The organism is Jeotgalibaca ciconiae (assembly GCF_003955755.1).
GTDB classification, from domain to species: domain Bacteria; phylum Bacillota; class Bacilli; order Lactobacillales; family Aerococcaceae; genus Jeotgalibaca; species Jeotgalibaca ciconiae.
The window spans coordinates 2,466,068-2,482,838 of sequence record NZ_CP034465.1; the positions used below are offsets into that span (position 1 = coordinate 2,466,068).

The 16,771-nt window shown below is 36.2% G+C and carries 13 protein-coding genes; 12 read left to right on the plus strand and 1 reads right to left on the minus strand.

Annotated features, from left to right (window positions below):
* Window positions 1–80: 80 nt before the first annotated feature.
* The gene (gene rpmB, locus EJN90_RS11465; RefSeq protein ID WP_126111368.1) at window positions 81–269 is read right to left on the minus strand and encodes a 50S ribosomal protein L28; all 189 of its coding nucleotides are present in this window, start codon (window positions 267–269) and stop codon (window positions 81–83) included.
* Window positions 270–577: 308 nt separating this feature from the next.
* Here rpmB and EJN90_RS11470 point away from each other — a divergent pair, with 308 nt between their 5' ends.
* The 12 genes from EJN90_RS11470 to smc all read left to right on the plus strand — a co-directional run bounded on the left by EJN90_RS11470 (window position 578) and on the right by smc (window position 16,768).
* Complete coding sequence (locus EJN90_RS11470) at window positions 578–940, plus strand: Asp23/Gls24 family envelope stress response protein (protein WP_126111370.1); 363 nt, start codon at window positions 578–580, stop codon at window positions 938–940.
* A gap of 42 nt (window positions 941–982) precedes the next feature.
* Window positions 983–2,653 (plus strand): DAK2 domain-containing protein, encoded by a 1,671-nt coding sequence (locus tag EJN90_RS11475; protein ID WP_174919284.1) that lies wholly within the window; start codon window positions 983–985, stop codon window positions 2,651–2,653.
* Window positions 2,654–2,718: 65 nt separating this feature from the next.
* A complete protein-coding gene (gene recG, locus EJN90_RS11480; protein WP_126111372.1) occupies window positions 2,719–4,782 on the plus strand; it encodes an ATP-dependent DNA helicase RecG in 2,064 nt (687 codons plus the stop codon).
* 77 nt (window positions 4,783–4,859) lie between these two features.
* Window positions 4,860–5,882, plus strand: coding sequence for a phosphate acyltransferase PlsX (gene plsX / locus EJN90_RS11485; RefSeq protein WP_126111374.1), 1,023 nt, complete (start codon window positions 4,860–4,862; stop codon window positions 5,880–5,882).
* 128 nt (window positions 5,883–6,010) lie between these two features.
* Window positions 6,011–6,250, plus strand: a complete 240-nt coding sequence (gene acpP, locus EJN90_RS11490) for an acyl carrier protein (RefSeq protein WP_126111376.1) — start codon at window positions 6,011–6,013, stop codon at window positions 6,248–6,250.
* A 298-nt stretch (window positions 6,251–6,548) separates the two neighbouring features.
* Window positions 6,549–7,559 carry an ABC transporter ATP-binding protein gene (locus tag EJN90_RS11495; protein WP_126111378.1) on the plus strand — a complete coding sequence of 337 codons (1,011 nt, stop codon included), beginning with the start codon at window positions 6,549–6,551 and terminating at the stop codon, window positions 7,557–7,559.
* A gap of 10 nt (window positions 7,560–7,569) precedes the next feature.
* Window positions 7,570–8,517 carry an ATP-binding cassette domain-containing protein gene (locus EJN90_RS11500; protein ID WP_174919299.1) on the plus strand — a complete coding sequence of 316 codons (948 nt, stop codon included), beginning with the start codon at window positions 7,570–7,572 and terminating at the stop codon, window positions 8,515–8,517.
* A 2-nt stretch (window positions 8,518–8,519) separates the two neighbouring features.
* Window positions 8,520–9,482 carry an oligopeptide ABC transporter permease gene (gene opp4B, locus EJN90_RS11505; RefSeq protein WP_126111382.1) on the plus strand — a complete coding sequence of 321 codons (963 nt, stop codon included), beginning with the start codon at window positions 8,520–8,522 and terminating at the stop codon, window positions 9,480–9,482.
* Between the two features lie 28 nt (window positions 9,483–9,510).
* Window positions 9,511–10,491, plus strand: a complete 981-nt coding sequence (locus EJN90_RS11510; protein ID WP_227872510.1) for an ABC transporter permease — start codon at window positions 9,511–9,513, stop codon at window positions 10,489–10,491.
* Window positions 10,492–10,510: 19 nt separating this feature from the next.
* The gene (locus tag EJN90_RS11515) at window positions 10,511–12,349 is read left to right on the plus strand and encodes an oligopeptide ABC transporter substrate-binding protein (protein ID WP_126111384.1); all 1,839 of its coding nucleotides are present in this window, start codon (window positions 10,511–10,513) and stop codon (window positions 12,347–12,349) included.
* A 140-nt stretch (window positions 12,350–12,489) separates the two neighbouring features.
* Window positions 12,490–13,182, plus strand: a complete 693-nt coding sequence (gene rnc / locus EJN90_RS11520; protein WP_126111386.1) for a ribonuclease III — start codon at window positions 12,490–12,492, stop codon at window positions 13,180–13,182.
* A gap of 22 nt (window positions 13,183–13,204) precedes the next feature.
* Window positions 13,205–16,768 carry a chromosome segregation protein SMC gene (smc, locus tag EJN90_RS11525; protein WP_164544079.1) on the plus strand — a complete coding sequence of 1,188 codons (3,564 nt, stop codon included), beginning with the start codon at window positions 13,205–13,207 and terminating at the stop codon, window positions 16,766–16,768.
* Window positions 16,769–16,771: the final 3 nt, after the last annotated feature.

Here is a 16,771-nt window from a genome sequence, read left to right on the forward strand (position 1 = left end):
ATATAAAAAAAAATGAATACCGTTCATTATACAAAAAAATCCCTCAGGTACGTACGTTACCTGAGAGATTTTTTTAATTATTAAACACGTTCAACTTTACCAGATTTCAAAGCACGAGTAGAAACCCAAACTCTTTTAGGTTTACCATCAACTAAAATACGAACTTTTTGTAAGTTAGGTTTGAAAGTGCGTTTTGAGTAGTTCATAGCATGTGAACGATTATTTCCGGAGCGACTTTTACGTCCAGTTACGTAACATTCTTTTGACATGTCTTTACCTCCTTTAATATTCTTTCAGAAGCACTGATTCAGAAGCTTATTTTTCCAATTTCATACACTTGAATAATTTATCATAATTCAGCTTTGATTGCAACTCTTTTCAAGAAGAAATACTTGACACTCTTTTTAACAGAAGAGAAGGAATTATGGTCTGTTAAAATAAGAAAAGCTTCTGCTTCCAATAAAAAATGAATGTTTGTTATAATAAATTAAAGATAAAAGTTATTTTTTGGTGTAATATATGCTATTATGGATGTTGATTAGTGTTTGTTCCCATTATACTAAGGAGGCTATGTAACATGGCAGTAAAAATCCAAACAGAATATGGAGAAATAGAATTAACAAACGAAGTTATTGCAACTGTTGTGGGAGGGGCTGCTACCGATAACTACGGTGTAGTTGGTATGGCTAGCAAAAACCAAATCAGAGATAATATCAGCGAAATATTAAAAAAAGAAAATTATACAAAGGGTGTCATTGTTCGACAAGAAGGCGATGGAGTAGCGGTTGATGCATATATCGTTGTTTTATATGGCACAAAAATTTCGGAAATATCTCGAAACGTTCAAATTCAAGTCAAATACAACCTTGAAAAAATGCTTGGATTTGCTGCTGAACAAGTGAATGTCTTTGTACAAAGCGTTCGCGTATTAAATGATTAATGGAGAGATCACCATTCCACATGGTGAAGGAGGATATGCAAGGTGAAGAAAACAGAACTGACTGCAAATGATTTAAAAGCGATGGTGGAGGTCGCACAAGAGCGTTTAAGTGAAAATGCAGAATATGTAAACTCGTTAAATGTTTTTCCGGTTCCAGATGGAGATACCGGAACAAATATGAATTTATCTTTTACATCTGGAGCAGAACGTGTTTCATATTCAGATGCGAATCGTGTTGACCAATTAGGAAGAGATTTAGCTAAAGGACTGTTGATGGGTGCTAGAGGAAACTCAGGAGTAATCTTATCTCAACTTTTCCGTGGCTTTTCAAAAGCAATGGAAGATAAAGAAACCCTAAATGCTAAAGAATTTGCTGATGCTTTTTCCCAAGGTGTCGAGACAGCTTATAAAGCGGTTATGAAACCAGTGGAGGGCACAATTCTTACTGTAGCGAGAGAATCAGCTGTTGAAGGAGTAGAAATAGCTAAAGAAACTGATGATATCATCGTTATAATGGAAACTGTGGTCAATTCTGCAAAGAAGAGCTTAGACAATACTCCTAACTTACTGGCTGTGTTGAAAGAAGTTGGTGTGGTTGATAGCGGCGGCCAAGGCCTGTTGTTTATTTATCAAGGATTTTTAGAATCTTTAACCGGTGAAAAAGTTTCGTTGCCAGCTACAACAATAAAAAAAGCTGATGTAACTGAAATTGCACATCAAGAGAATTTTAGTAATATCGCGCATGCAGTGACAAATGAAGAAATTAAATTTGGCTACTGTACAGAAATCATGGTGAAACTAGGTGAAGGTGAGACTGTTACTGATACATTTGACTACGACACATTCCGAAACCACTTAAACGAAGTGGGGGATTCATTGTTGGTTGTTGCGGATGATGAAATTGTTAAAGTACATGTTCACACTGAATATCCTGGCGAAGTAATGAATTATGGACAAAGATTCGGATCGTTAGTTAAAATTAAAGTCGATAATATGCGTATGCAGCATGATGAAGTAACGGTTAAAGGAACTGTTGCTCCAAAGACCGAAGAAGAAAAGCCTTACGCAGTAATTGCAGTTGCGGCCGGAGAGGGTATCCACAATCTATTCAAGAGTCTAGGCGTGTCTACTATTATTAATGGTGGACAGACAATGAACCCAAGTACGGAAGATATCATGAAAGCAATTGATGAAGCAAATGCTGAAAAAACAATTATTCTTCCAAACAACAAGAATATTTTTATGGCAGCCGATCAAGCTGCAAGCGTGTCTGAGAAAGATGTCATTGTGATTCCTTCGAAGACCGTTCCACAAGGTTTGACTGCCATGCTGGCATTTAACGACCAAGCGGAGCTAGAAGTAAACCAAGCCAACATGATGCAAGAGTTGGATAATGTAAAGAGCGGACAAATCACGAATGCTGTACGGGATACAGCTATCGAAGGTGTTAGTATTAAGAAAGATGATTTCATGGGGATTGTAGATGGTAAAATTATCGTTTCAAATCCAGATCGATCATCTGCTGTACTTGACACACTTCGTGCCATGATTGATGAAGAGAGCGAAATTGTCACGTTAATATATGGTGTGGACGCAAACAGCGAGGAATGTGAAACAATCGTTGAAACAGTATCAAACGAATTTGAGGATATTGATTTTGAAATCCAAGCTGGAAATCAACCGGTATACAGCTACTTAATTTCTGTAGAATAATTAATCAAAAGGCTGAGGCGATTGCCTTAGTCTTTTTTTGAAGATATTCAAAGGAGGGATCGTGCATGGAAGAATCAAATAAAAAACAAATCGATAATAAAGTTGAGGTTCTTCCAGGTGTGGGGCCAAAACGACTAGAGGCGTTACATTCATTAGGGATCTTTACCATTTATGATTTACTGACACACTTTCCATTTCGATATGAAGACATACAAGTGAAAAGTTTAGATGAAATTGAAGACCAAGAGAAAGTTACTTTAAAGGGAAAAGTCGTGACACAAGCAGTTGTTAATTACTATGGCAATCGAAAAAGCCGGCTGTCTTTTAAATTAGCAATGGAAGACGCTGTTGTAAGTGTTTCGTTTTTTAACCAGCCATATTTAAAAAGCCGCATTCATTTGGAAGAAGATATAGCTGTATTTGGTAAATGGGATTCTTTACGTCAGAATTTGGCGGGGTTCAAAATACTTGGCTCTGATCCTTCAAGTGACGAACAAAAAGACTTTGAATCAGTCTATCATGTAAATAAAAGCATCAAACAACAAACTATTATTAACTTGCTCAAAGCTGCTTTGGAATCTTATTACGATCTCATTCCAGAAGTTATCCCAGAGGAGTTTAACCAGCATTATAAGTTAATGCTTCATAAAGATGCTATTCGGGCCATTCATTTTCCACAAAATGAAGAAGAGTTTCAACAAGCCGGACGTCAGATTACCTATCAAGAGTTTTTCTTATATCAAATGAAGCTTCAATTACTCCGCTACAAGCGAAAAAAAGGGAGCAAAGGAACGGCGGTTCTATACGATGTGAGCAAATTGAAAGAGTTCATTCAGACATTGCCTTTTGAATTGACAGAAGGACAAAAACAAGTAGTCAATGAAATTTGTCGAGACTTGCGCGAACCATTTGAGATGAATCGATTGTTACAAGGAGATGTGGGGAGCGGGAAAACGATTGTGGCAGTTATTTCATTAGTTGCTGCAGCATTAGAGGGGTATCAAGGAGCTCTGATGGCACCTACTGAAATCTTGGCAGAACAACATTATCAAACGATTTCTCAGTTATTTGAGGATACCAATTTTTCCGTTGCTCTTTTGACAGGTAGTACAAAAGTCAAAGAACGAAAACAAATCTTGGAAGATTTATCATTGGGAAATCTAGATTTACTGATTGGAACGCATGCCCTTATCCAAGATGATGTGATTTTTAATAATTTAGGATTAGTTGTTACAGATGAACAGCATCGTTTTGGAGTGAATCAAAGACAGAAACTAAATGAAAAAGGACAAAACCCTAACGTCCTCTATATGACTGCTACCCCAATACCACGGACGCTTGCTATTACATTGATGGGGGAAATGGATGTTTCTACATTAAAACAATTACCAGCTGGACGCATACCAATCCGTACGATTTGGAGTAAATCAGAGCAGATGGAAAGTTCATTGGAATTTATTGAAAAACAATTACTTCAAAAAAGACAAGCCTACATTATTACACCTTTGATCGAAGAGTCTGAATTAATGGACTTGAAAAACGCAAAAGAGGTTCATGAGAGAGTCAGCTCCTACTATCAAGGAAGATGGAAAGTCGGCTTGTTGCATGGCAGACAAAAAGCAGATGAGAAAGAACAAATCATGCAAGCTTTCAAAAACAATGAATACCAAGTTTTGGTTTCTACAACGGTTATTGAAGTTGGTTTAAATGTTCCAAACGCGACAGTCATGGTCATCCAAGATGCGGAACGTTTTGGTTTATCCCAATTGCACCAGCTTCGCGGGCGTGTAGGCAGGGGAAGCGTGGAGTCTTTTTGTATCCTGCTAGCTAACCCAAAAACCGAGAACGGGAAAGAGCGAATGAAGATTATGACTTCCTCTACTGATGGCTTCTATTTAAGTCAAAAAGATTTAGAATTAAGAGGTTCAGGAGATTTGTTTGGCGTAAAACAATCAGGGATGCCTGATTTTAAATATGGCGATATTGTTAAAAACGCTAATGTGCTAGACGCTGCACACAGTGATACCATCTATCTATTAAGTAAAGAAGATTTTTTTGACTCTGCCGAATATATGCCTTTAAGGGAATATATTCTTAATGGACAAACTCATACGAAAAAATTACAGTGATTTTAGTCAGATAGATGACATTTAAGCTGTGTTTATTTAAAATAGAGAATAGCTAAAAAAAGAAAAGAGGGTATTAAATGAGAATTGCAGTAGATGCAATGGGAGGAGATCATGCTCCTCAAGCAATAGTTGAAGGGATTTTAATGGCTGAAAAAGAATTTTCAGATGTAGAGTTCCTGCTTTATGGAGATGGCGCTCAAATAAAACCATTATTAGGAGAGCAATATAATCAAGATAAAATTAAAGTAATCCATACAGACGAAAAAATCACGAGTGATGATGAACCTGTAAGAGCGGTTCGATCTAAGCGAAATGCTTCCATGGTCCTAGCAGCTAGAGCGGTAAAAAACGGCGAAGCAGATGCTCTTTTCTCTGCAGGAAACACAGGAGCTTTACTTGCATCTGGCTTACTGGTAATTGGTCGAATTAAAGGAATTGATCGGCCAGGGCTGATGCCGGTATTACCCGTTATTGGAAAAGAAAATCAACAATTTGTGCTAATGGACGTAGGGGCAAATGCAGATTCAAAAGCAGAAAATATTCATCAATTCGGAATATTGGGTTCTTATTATGCAAAATTTGTACTAGGAATCAATTCACCTAAAGTTGCATTATTAAATAACGGTTCTGAAGAAGGAAAAGGCAGCGAGCTTTCTAAAAAAGCCTATGAGTTACTTTCTGAAGATGACTCGCTTAATTATATTGGAAATATTGAAGCGAGAGAGTTATTTTCTGGAGATGCAGACGTAATTGTGACGGACGGATTCACAGGAAATGCCGTTTTAAAGACAATCGAAGGAACTGCACTGGGATTAATGAAGTTAATGAAGAATAGTATTGTAAATGGTGGTATGAAAACAAAACTAGGTGGCTTGTTGGTAAAAGATGCTCTTAGCGATGTGAAGGATACGATGGATTACTCAAAACATGGCGGAGCAGTATTATTTGGTTTGAGGGCCCCTGTTATTAAAACGCATGGTTCTGCAGATAAAACAGCTGTTTTCCATACAATCAAACAAATTAGAAAGATTTTGTCTTCTAACGTAATTGAAGACTTAGTTAATTTTTTTGAAGAACAAAACCAAACAGAAAAAAACTAATTTTTAGAAATATTAAAATGGAATAAAAAAATAATGGACAAAGTGTAGTTTGAACGGTAGAATTGATAATGTAATTTTCAAATCGAGATTTTTAAACTTTGAAAAAATCGCAATCAGGAGGTGTTTTTTTGACTGAGAATACAACTTTAACAAAGATTTCCCAAATGATTATCGAGCGCTTTGGCGTTGATGAAGAAAAAGTTAGTCGTGAATTAACTTTTCAAGAGGACTTAGGCGCAGATTCTTTAGATGTTGTCGAGTTAATTATGGAAATGGAAGATGTTTTTGGAATTCAGATTTCCGACGAAGATGCTGAAAGAATCAATACAATCGGCGATGCTGTCGATTATATCGATGCGAATCAATAGTTTTTTGAAATAATTTAAAATTTTTAGCAACATTGTCATTTTTCAAAAAAGTCAATGTTGCTTTTTCTTAAACAAAGGTTTAGAAAAAACGTATCATAGCAGATTGTATAATTAAAAAACAATGAAAAAGAGGTTGCCTTTCTAATCTATACTGTATATAATTAGAAATGTTAATATAATTCACAAACTAATAATAGTAAGGAATTATTGTTTATTTTAAAATAAAAGTTTATTTTTTTGAATGATACAAGCTATATACGAACAATGCACTGTATAGACATTAGAAGGAGGGTATCCCATGTCAACAGGGAAACCACTACTAGAGATTAATCATCTCCATACCGGTTTTAGAATTAAAGACAATTATTATGATGCAGTGGACGATGTTTCACTGACATTAGAAAAAAATGAAATTTTAGCAATTGTAGGTGAGTCAGGTTCTGGAAAAAGTACGTTAGCTACCACAATCATTGGCCTTCATAATAAAGCAAATACTAAAATTAGCGGCGAAGTTTTATACCAAGATTTAAATTTAATCGATTTAAATGAGACCTTATACAACCGAATTCGTGGAAATGATATCGGCATGATTTTTCAAGATCCATTGTCTGCTTTAAATCCGTTAATGACAATTTCTGACCAAATTGAAGAAGCTTTGATATACCACACAAAAATGTCTGCTCAAGAAAGAAAAGACCGCGTCTTAGAATTGCTAAATCAAGTTGGGATTCCAAACCCAGCAAGAATTTCGAAGCAATACCCACATGAATTATCAGGTGGGATGAGACAGCGGGTTGTCATTGCGATTGCCTTATCTTGCAAACCGCCTATTATCATTGCGGATGAGCCTACAACGGCTTTGGATGTTACTATCCAAGCACAAATATTGGACTTACTAAATGATTTACAAGATGAAACAGAAGCAGGAATTATTTTAATTACACATGACTTGGGCGTTGTTGCTGAAACCGCTGACCGTGTAGCAGTAATGTATGCGGGCGAGATTGTTGAAATGGCAACTGCAGAAGAACTATTTACGAATCCAAGACATCCTTATACACGTTCGTTATTGAATTCCATTCCACAATCTGAAGATTTGGAAGGAGAGTCAGAAGAACTGCATGTCATTCAAGGTACAGTTCCTTCATTAAAGAATCTTCCTAGAACAGGTTGCCGTTTTGCTCCACGAATTCCTTGGGTTCCAAAAGAAGCGCACGAAGCAAATCCAACTTTGCATGAGATACTTCCAAATCATTTTGTGAGATGTACATGCCATGAACATTTCCATTTTGAAGGGGAGGCTGAGTAATTTGAGTTTTATGCAAATTAAAGATTTAAAAGTACATTATCCGATTCGAAGTGGTTTTTGGAACAGAGTAACAGACCATGTATACGCTGTTGATGGAATTAATTTAGAAATCGAAGAAGGAAAAACTTACGGATTAGTAGGTGAATCTGGATCAGGAAAGTCTACGATTGGAAAATCGATTATCGGATTAGAAAGAATTACATCTGGTAAAGTTTTCTATGAAGGAGAAGATGTAACGAATAAAGCTCGTAAACGTACTTCTGATTATAATCGTAATGTCCAAATGATTTTTCAAGATTCTATGTCCAGTCTAAACCCAAGAAAAAGAGTTATTGACATAATTTCTGAACCATTGGATAATTTTGAACGTTTATCGCCTAATGAAACGAAAAAACGTGTAATGGAATTATTGGATATCGTAAATATGCCGGAAGATGCTCTTTATAAGTATGCTCATGAATTTTCTGGTGGGCAAAGACAACGGATTGGCGTGGCGAGAGCTGTTGCAACGAATCCTAAGTTAATCATTGCAGATGAACCAGTTTCTGCTTTGGACTTATCTGTACAAGCACAAGTTTTAAACTTCATGAAACGAATTCAAGAAGAATATAATGTTTCTTATTTATTTATTTCTCACGATTTAGGTGTTGTAAAACATATGTGTGACGACTTAGCGATTATGTATCGTGGGCGCTTTGTTGAATATGGAAATAAAAAAGACATTTATAATAATCCGCAACACATTTATACAAAACGCTTGTTATCAGCGATTCCGACCATTGACCCAATTAATCGTGAAAAGCATAAAGCAGATCGTATCGCGGTTGAAAAAGAATACAATATGAATCAAGAGAAATTTTACAATGAAGATGGACGGGTTTATGATTTATCCCCTCTGACAGATACGCATAAGGCAGCAATCAAAGTACATGCAAATGCAGTAAAGGAGGGTGAATGATTATGTGGAAAACTATATTAAGACGCGTATTACTAATGATTCCACAAATCATTATTCTTAGTCTTTTCGTTTTTCTGATGGCTTCCGCAATGCCAGGTGATCCTTTTACAGGATTAATTACTCCGGATATGGATCCAGCTACGATTGAAAGACTTCGAGAAGCGGCTGGTTTAAATAATCCGTGGTATATTCGTTATTGGGATTGGATAGTTAATGCGATTCAAGGTGATTTTGGTAAGAGTTTTACTTATAAGATACCAGTATCTGAAGTTATTGGCCAACGTGTTGGTAACACAATCTGGTTATCAATTGTATCCTTAGTTTTTACTTATTTGCTGGCAATTCCTCTTGGAATGTTCGCAGGTAGATATAACGGATCATGGGGAGACAAAGCGATTAGTTTTTATAACTATTTTAGTTTTGCCATTCCAACATTTGTTTTTGCGTTATTGTTAATTTGGATTTTTGGTTTTAATTTAGGTTGGTTCCCAACAAGAGGAACTGTACAAACAGGAGTCGCGCCCGGGACTTTCGCATATGTTTGGAGTAGAATCTACCATTTGATTTTACCTGCCTTATCGTACGCCTTATTGGCAACGACCAGTACCATTCAGTATTTGCGAACAGGGGTTATTGATGCAAAACAAGAAGACTATGTGAAGACTGCACGTTCAAAAGGCGTTCCTGAGAACAAAGTTTATAACAAACATATTTTCCGTAATTCTATTTTACCAATCGCTTCCTTTATTGGGTATGACATTACTGGACTTATTGGAGGATCAATTTTTATAGAACGGATTTTCTCATTCCCTGGAATGGGACGGTTGTTTATTGATTCACTGCTAGCCCGTGATTACAGTGTCATCACCGCATTAATTCTATTATTTGGATTGACGGCTTTGTTTGGTACTCTATTATCTGATATTATCATGAGTATCGTTGATCCACGTATTCGAATTGAGTAGCACTTAATAAAGAGAAGGAGGTAATAAAATGTATTCGGAAGAAGACAAAAAAACTGGGAAAATGGAAGAAGTTGCTTCTGATATTAAAGATTTGGATCATACAGATTCCAATTTAACCACTTTACCAGACACAACAGATGATCAAGGCGCAGTTATTGGTTTTCAAGTAATTGCCCGTGAATTTAAAAAAGATAAATTAGCCATGTTTTCTTTAGGCTTACTCATCACCTTACTAATCATTATCTTCATAGGATCATATTTCTTTTTTGATCAAAGTGAAGTAATGAAAGTTCATATCCTAAATCGTTATACAGCTCCTGGTGAACAATACTTTTTAGGAGCAGATGAGGGTGGACGTGATGTTCTCGGTCAACTATTTATTGGTGCACGTAACTCCATTATTATTGGATTTAGTGTGACTATCGTAACTGGTATAATCGGAATTGGTTTAGGTATCATTTCTGGTTATTACGGTGGTATTATTGATAACATTATCATGCGTATCGTTGACTTTATTATGGTTTTACCTATTAATATGATTATTATTGTTTTTGTATCCATGGTTAAAGACTATAACATTTTTACATTTGTTGCGATTATGAGTGCGTTTAGTTGGGTAGGAAAGGCTCGGATTTTCCGAAGTCGCACACTATCAGAAGCTAACCGTGATTATGTTAATGCATCGAAGACTCTTGGTACAAGTGACATAAAGATAATGTTCCGTGAAGTAATGCCAAACTTAAGTTCTTTGATTATTGTTAACTCAACATTGAACTTTGCAGGAAATATTGGTATCGAGACAGGGCTAAGTTTCCTTGGATTCGGTTTACCGCAGTCAGTTCCAAGTTTAGGTACGCTTATTGGGTTTGCGACATCCCCAGATGTCATCGAAAATAAAACGTGGGTTTGGTTGCCAGCATCTTTATTAATTTTAGTATTGATGTTGAGTATAAACTATGTCGGCCAAGCGTTGCAGCGCGTGGCAGACTCAAAACAAAGATTAGGATAAGAAAAGGGAGGAATTATGTATGGTGAAGAAAAAATTAGGTTTAGTTTCTTTAAGTGCATTTGTATTAACTTTGGCAGCTTGCCAAAGCGGCGGTTCTGACACTGTTGGCAGTGATAACGGAACTACTAACGAATCAGCAGTAGAAGAAAGTGGCGAAGAAACAGCAGGTGTTATTGAATTCGACACTCTGAAAACAAACGATGAGGACTCAATTGAAGGTGGTACGTTAAGATATGCACTTGTTGCTAGTTCACCTTTCCAAGGAATCTTCAGTCCAGAGTTTTATGAAGATGCTTATGACTCAGAATTAATGGGCTTCACACATGAATCATTATTCTCAGTTGATGAGAACTTTATGTTGTCACAAGATGGTATGGCAACTTTTGAATTTGATCAAGAAGCAAAAACAATTCATATCACATTAAAAGACGATTTAAAATGGTCTGATGGCGAGCCATTGACTACAGAAGATGTTCTTTTCTCATATGAAGTAATTGCTAGTCCAGAATACACTGGTGTTCGTTATGGTGCAGACTTCTCTAATATCGTTGGTGTTGAAGATTACCATACAGGTGCAGCTGATTCAATTTCAGGTATTAAAATCATTGATGATCAAAACATTACGATTGAATATATCGAAGTAAACCCTTCTATCTTACAATCAGGTGGTGGTATCTGGGGTTACCCAATGCCAAAACACCAACTTGAAAGTGTTGCAATTGCTGATATGGCAGCTGCTCCAGAAATCCGTAACAACCCAGTTGGTGCTGGTCCATTCCGCGTAAAATCAATTACTGCTGGGGAATCAGTAGAATTTGAAGCAAATGAGTACTACTGGAAAGGTGCTCCTAGTTTAGACGGCGTTATCGCTGAAGTTGTTGCACCAGAAACAATCGTTTCAGAAATGCAAAATGGTAACTATGACGTAGCTAAAATGCCTACAGACCAATATGATACATATAAAGATTCTGAAAACCTAACATTATTAGGTCGTCAAGAACTTGCTTATACTTACCTAGGATTTAAATTAGGACACTGGGAACCAGCTGTAACAGATGAAGATGGTAAGGTAACTGAACCGGCTAAAAACGTATCAAATCCCGATGCAAAAATGGCTGATCCAGAATTACGTAAAGCAATGGCTTACGCAATCGACAATAACGCTATTGCAACAACTTTCTATCAAGGACTACGTGAGAATGCAAAAGCTATGATTCCACCAGTGTTTGCAGACTTTGTTAACGAAGACATCGAAGGATTCTACTATGATCCTGAACTAGCAGCATCTATTTTGGATGAAGCTGGCTATGTTGATACTAATGAAGATGGTTTCCGTGAAACGCCAGAAGGAGAAGAGTTAGTTATTAACTTTGCTTCTATGTCTGGTGGAGCAACTGCAGAGCCGATTGCACAATACTACATCCAAGAGTGGGAAAACATTGGACTGAAAGTTCAACTTGCAACTGGACGTCTCATTGAATTCCAAGCATTCTACGATATGTTAGAAGCTGACGATGAGCAAATTGATATTTACCAAGGCGCTTGGGGAACTGGACATGATCCAAACCCAACAGGACTATATGGTAAAGATGCATCATTTAACTACGCTCGTTACGTAAATGACGAAAACGAAGCAATCTTGGCTAAGATTAACTCTGAAGCATCATTTGATCCAGAGTACAAGTTTGAAGCATTCCGTGAATGGCAACAACATATGTTTGATAATGTTCCAATTATTCCTACACTATGGCGTTCAGAAGTCTTCGCAGTTAACAACCGTGTGAAAGGCTATGACATTACTTATGGAACAACTGATGGTTGGGAAGCTGTAGAATTAACTTCAGAAACAGCATACTAATCGAATTGTTTAATTACTTGAAAGAGCTGAGTTTTCTCAGCTCTTTCTTTTCGTTTTTAAAAGTAAGATTGAAGATGCAGGAAGCTTGTTTTTAGCGTATAATGTGAGGGTATGGATATTCTTTTGGAAGGAGGATCATAATGGAAGAAATAAAAGATATTATTAAAAAGCACTATCAGATTGTTTTTGATAATGAGGATTTGTTATTGGAAGCATTCACTCATTCATCATATGTGAATGAGCATCGTCAATTAAATTTAAAACATAACGAAAGAATCGAATTTTTAGGAGATGCTGTGCTAGAAGTTGTTGTGTCAGAATTCTTGTTCCACCAATATCCGGAATGGAACGAAGGAAAATTAACGAGACTTCGTGCACAAATTGTTTGCGAACCTAGTTTAGCTGCATTTGCTAAAGAGTGCAGTTTTGATCAGTATATTCGTTTAGGGAAAGGTGAAGAACGAATGAATGGTCGACACCGCCCCGCATTGCTTTGTGATTTATTCGAGGCATTTATCGGAGCACTTTTTCTAGATAAAGGAATGGAAGCAGCGAAAAAATTCATTTATCAAGTTGTGTTGCCAAAAATCAAAGAGGATGCTTTTTCACATGCGATGGATTACAAGACATTGCTTCAAGAGGAACTTCAAAAAGATGGAGATATTCAGATTCAGTACCGAACAGTACTTGAAGAAGGACCTTCTCATGCAAAAAGTTTTGAAATAGAAGTTTATGCGAATGATAAATTACTTGGTACAGGGAAAGGTACAAGCAAAAAGAGTGCTGAACAAAATGCAGCACAAATGGCTTTGAAGAAAATAGTAAAAAAATAAGTTTCGAGAAAGGATGTTTTGTTTGCATCTCGAAAGAATTGAAATGACAGGGTTTAAGTCTTTTGCTGATAAGACGGTTATTGAATTTGATAAAGGCGTGACAGCCATTGTTGGACCTAATGGAAGTGGTAAGAGCAATCTTTCTGAAGCAGTCCGCTGGGTACTAGGAGAACAGTCTGCGCGTAATTTGCGCGGGAAAAAAATGAATGATATTGTGTTTTCAGGTTCTCAATCTAGAAAACCAATCAATATTGCTGAAGTAACACTTGTTCTAAACAATGAGGATCATTCTCTTCCAATTGATTTTACGGAAGTGAGTCTGACTCGTAGAATTAATCGTAATGGTGATAGTGATTGCTTTATCAATAAAAAACCATGTCGCTTAAAAGATATCACGGACTTATTAATGGATTCGGGTATTGGAAAAGATTCTTTCTCAATGATATCTCAAGGGAAAGTGGAACAGATTTTTCAAAATAAACCCGAAGAACGCAGATCGATTTTTGAAGATGCTGCTGGAATCGCAAAGTATAAAAACCGAAAAGGAAATGCGGAAAAAAAATTAGGGGATACCCAAGAGCATTTAAACCGTGTAGAAGATATTTTACATGAAATTACGAATCAATTAGAGCCGTTAAAAAAACAAAGAGACACTGCATTATTATACAGGGAAAAGAAAATGGAATTAAGTAATATTGAAATAGCTTTAATAGCAGTAGAAATCGAAACCCTGAATGAACAATGGCAATTAGGTAAAAAAGATATCCAGCATTATGAAGAGCAAATTGAATCTTTAGAAAAACAACAAAGCATTCTCCAAAATGAACTTTCAGAATTAAAGAAACTGGCAGTGGTTGAGAATGAAGAACTGGACACTCTCCAGGAACAATATGTTAGCATTGTACGAAAACTGGAGCAGTTAGAAGGTCAGAAAAACATATTAGATCAAAGAGCTGATTTCTCTGCTAAAAATAAAGAAGAGCAAGAAAGAATCTTATCTGAAAAGAAACAGTTGATTGAAAAAGAAACAAAGAAATTAATTACTTTACGTTCTGACAACAAACAGAAACAAGTAGAAAGAAAAGAATTAGAAAATAAAATAAACGAATTAAAAGAGAAAGTCAAACAACTTTCAATCGATAAAAATGAACAAATCCAGCAATTGAGAGATCGATATATTGAAAAATTACAAGATCAATCCGCAAATAAAAATACAATTTTACAACTAGAAAAAGATTTTGCTCAAACAACTGAAAAAAGCACGGGATTAAAAAGTAAAATTGATGAGTACGAGCGAGTGGTATCCAGTACAAAAGAAAGCGTGGACGTGACGAATCAACAACTGCAGCAAATAAAAACACAAATTGCTGACTATCAGGAAGAACAAAGCATTCAATCGGTTGCTCTTGAATCAAATGAAGCAAGTTTGAAAAAAAATAATGAAGAATTGTTGACTCTTTCTAGAGCATTGCAACAAGCTGAGGCTAGAAAAGAAAGCCAGCAAGAACTAGAAGACAGTTACGCCAGCTACTATCAAGGTGTTAAAGAAATTTTAAAGAGAAAATCGCATATCACAGGCATACGCGGTCCAGTGGGCGAGTTATTTCAAGTACCTGATCAATTTACATTGGCAATTGATACAGCGCTGGGAAGCAGCATTCAAAATATCGTCGTGGATGATACAGAGGCAGCTTCTAAATGCATTTCGATTTTAAAAAGAAATCGATTAGGTAGAGCGACTTTCTTGCCATTAACGGTTATAAAATCAAGAAATATTCCTAGCTACCTTACCCATGAATTGCAAACTGTTCAAGGATTCATTGGAATTGGATCTGACCTCATCAATTATTCAGACGAGTATACATCAATTGCGGAAAATCTTCTCGGCACAACCATCATTGCGGAAACTTTGTATGCTGGTCTAGAGATTGCTAAAAAAATAGACAATCGATATCGTATTGTCTCCCTTGAAGGCGATGTAATTCATGCTGGAGGTTCTATGACTGGTGGAGCGACAAAAAAACAACAAGGCAGTTCCGTTTTTAGTCGTAAAAACAATATACAGAAATTAACGGTTTATATTGAAGAACAGACACTTGCCTATCAAAAGCTAGAGAAAGAGTGTCAAGAAAAGCAAAAACAAGTAATCCAATTACGCTCACGAAAAGAATTTTTACAACAAGAATTGAGTAAATTGGGATTTGAGTTAGAAGGCTTAGCAAACACAAAGGCGCGTGAAGAAGCAAAACTGCAGGAATTACAAGAAGAATTATTATCCGGTAAATATGAACAAAAAGATCTTTCAACCAGTACACGTGAGATGGAAGCAGAGTTGCAAAAAGCGAGAAAATTAAGAGATACTCTGAATTCAGAGATTGTTCGTTTGAAACAACATATGACCGACTCCACTTTAAATGAAGAAGAACGACAAAAACTGTTACAAACCATCCAAAATGAATTACAGCAGCATCAACAGAATTTAGCAGTATTGCAAGAGCAAGAGAAACAGTTGCGACGTGATATCCAAAGTTCTAAAGAAATTGTTGAGACGGAAACCAATACAGTGGATGCTATCCAAGCTAGCATTGATGAAGCCTTGAAGTTAGAAAACACGGAATTTCAATCAATTGATGAAATCAACGAGCAGTTAAAAATTGGTAAAAAAGAGAAGATTACTTTTAATGAATTATTAAATGAAAAACGCAAAAACAAAAAGCAAAGAGATCAAAAAATAGAAATAAAAAATGAGAAACTGCAAGAAATGAACCGGACATTAAAGATGTCATGGGAAGAACTGGCTAAATTAGAAAGTAGTTCAGGTCGTTTTGAAGTTGCGATTGATCATCATTTGAACCGTTTAAATGAAGAATATGAATTAACTTATGAAGCAGCTAAAGAAGAATATTCTTTGACGATTTCAATTGAAGAGTCCTCATCTTTAGTAAAAAAATTAAAAAATGAGATTAATCAACTCGGACCAATTAATCTAACAGCAATCGAAGAATACGAGCGTATTTTTGAAAGATATGAGTTTTTATCTGGACAAGAGGCAGATTTATTGGAAGCAAAATTGACACTTCTTCAAGCAATGGAAGAGATTGATGAGGAAGTTTCTCAGCGATTTGAAAAAACATTCCAATTAATAAAAAAACAATTCGAACAAACTTTTCCACGATTATTTGGTGGTGGAAAGGCGACTATTGAGCTGACAGATCCGGCAAATTTATTGGAAACAGGAATTGAAATTATTGCGCAGCCACCTGGGAAAAAGTTACAACAGCTCAGCTTGCTGTCGGGTGGAGAAAAAGCCTTTACGGCTATTGCCTTGCTTTTTTCTATTATTGAAGTTTCACCTGTTCCCTTTTGTATATTGGATGAGGTAGAAGCTGCGTTGGATGAAGCGAATGTGGTTCGCTTTGGGAAGTATTTAACGTCATTTGAGAGCCAAACGCAATTCATTGTTATTACACATAGAAAAGGTACAATGGAAGAAGCAGACGTACTTTATGGGGTAACCATGCAAGATTCAGGTGTATCCCGCTTAGCTTCTGTTAAGTTTAATGAAGAGGAAGATTTAATACAATAAAGT

Coding starts and splice junctions, on each gene's coding strand:
- EJN90_RS11470 (WP_126111370.1), top strand. CDS start 578: ATGGCAGTAAAAATCCAAACAGAATATGGAGAAATAGAATTAACAAAC.
- rpmB (WP_126111368.1), bottom strand. CDS start 269: ATGTCAAAAGAATGTTACGTAACTGGACGTAAAAGTCGCTCCGGAAAT.
- plsX (WP_126111374.1), top strand. CDS start 4,860: ATGAGAATTGCAGTAGATGCAATGGGAGGAGATCATGCTCCTCAAGCA.
- EJN90_RS11500 (WP_174919299.1), top strand. CDS start 7,570: ATGCAAATTAAAGATTTAAAAGTACATTATCCGATTCGAAGTGGTTTT.
- recG (WP_126111372.1), top strand. CDS start 2,719: ATGGAAGAATCAAATAAAAAACAAATCGATAATAAAGTTGAGGTTCTT.
- EJN90_RS11510 (WP_227872510.1), top strand. CDS start 9,511: ATGTATTCGGAAGAAGACAAAAAAACTGGGAAAATGGAAGAAGTTGCT.
- opp4B (WP_126111382.1), top strand. CDS start 8,520: ATGTGGAAAACTATATTAAGACGCGTATTACTAATGATTCCACAAATC.
- EJN90_RS11495 (WP_126111378.1), top strand. CDS start 6,549: ATGTCAACAGGGAAACCACTACTAGAGATTAATCATCTCCATACCGGT.
- rnc (WP_126111386.1), top strand. CDS start 12,490: ATGGAAGAAATAAAAGATATTATTAAAAAGCACTATCAGATTGTTTTT.
- EJN90_RS11515 (WP_126111384.1), top strand. CDS start 10,511: ATGGTGAAGAAAAAATTAGGTTTAGTTTCTTTAAGTGCATTTGTATTA.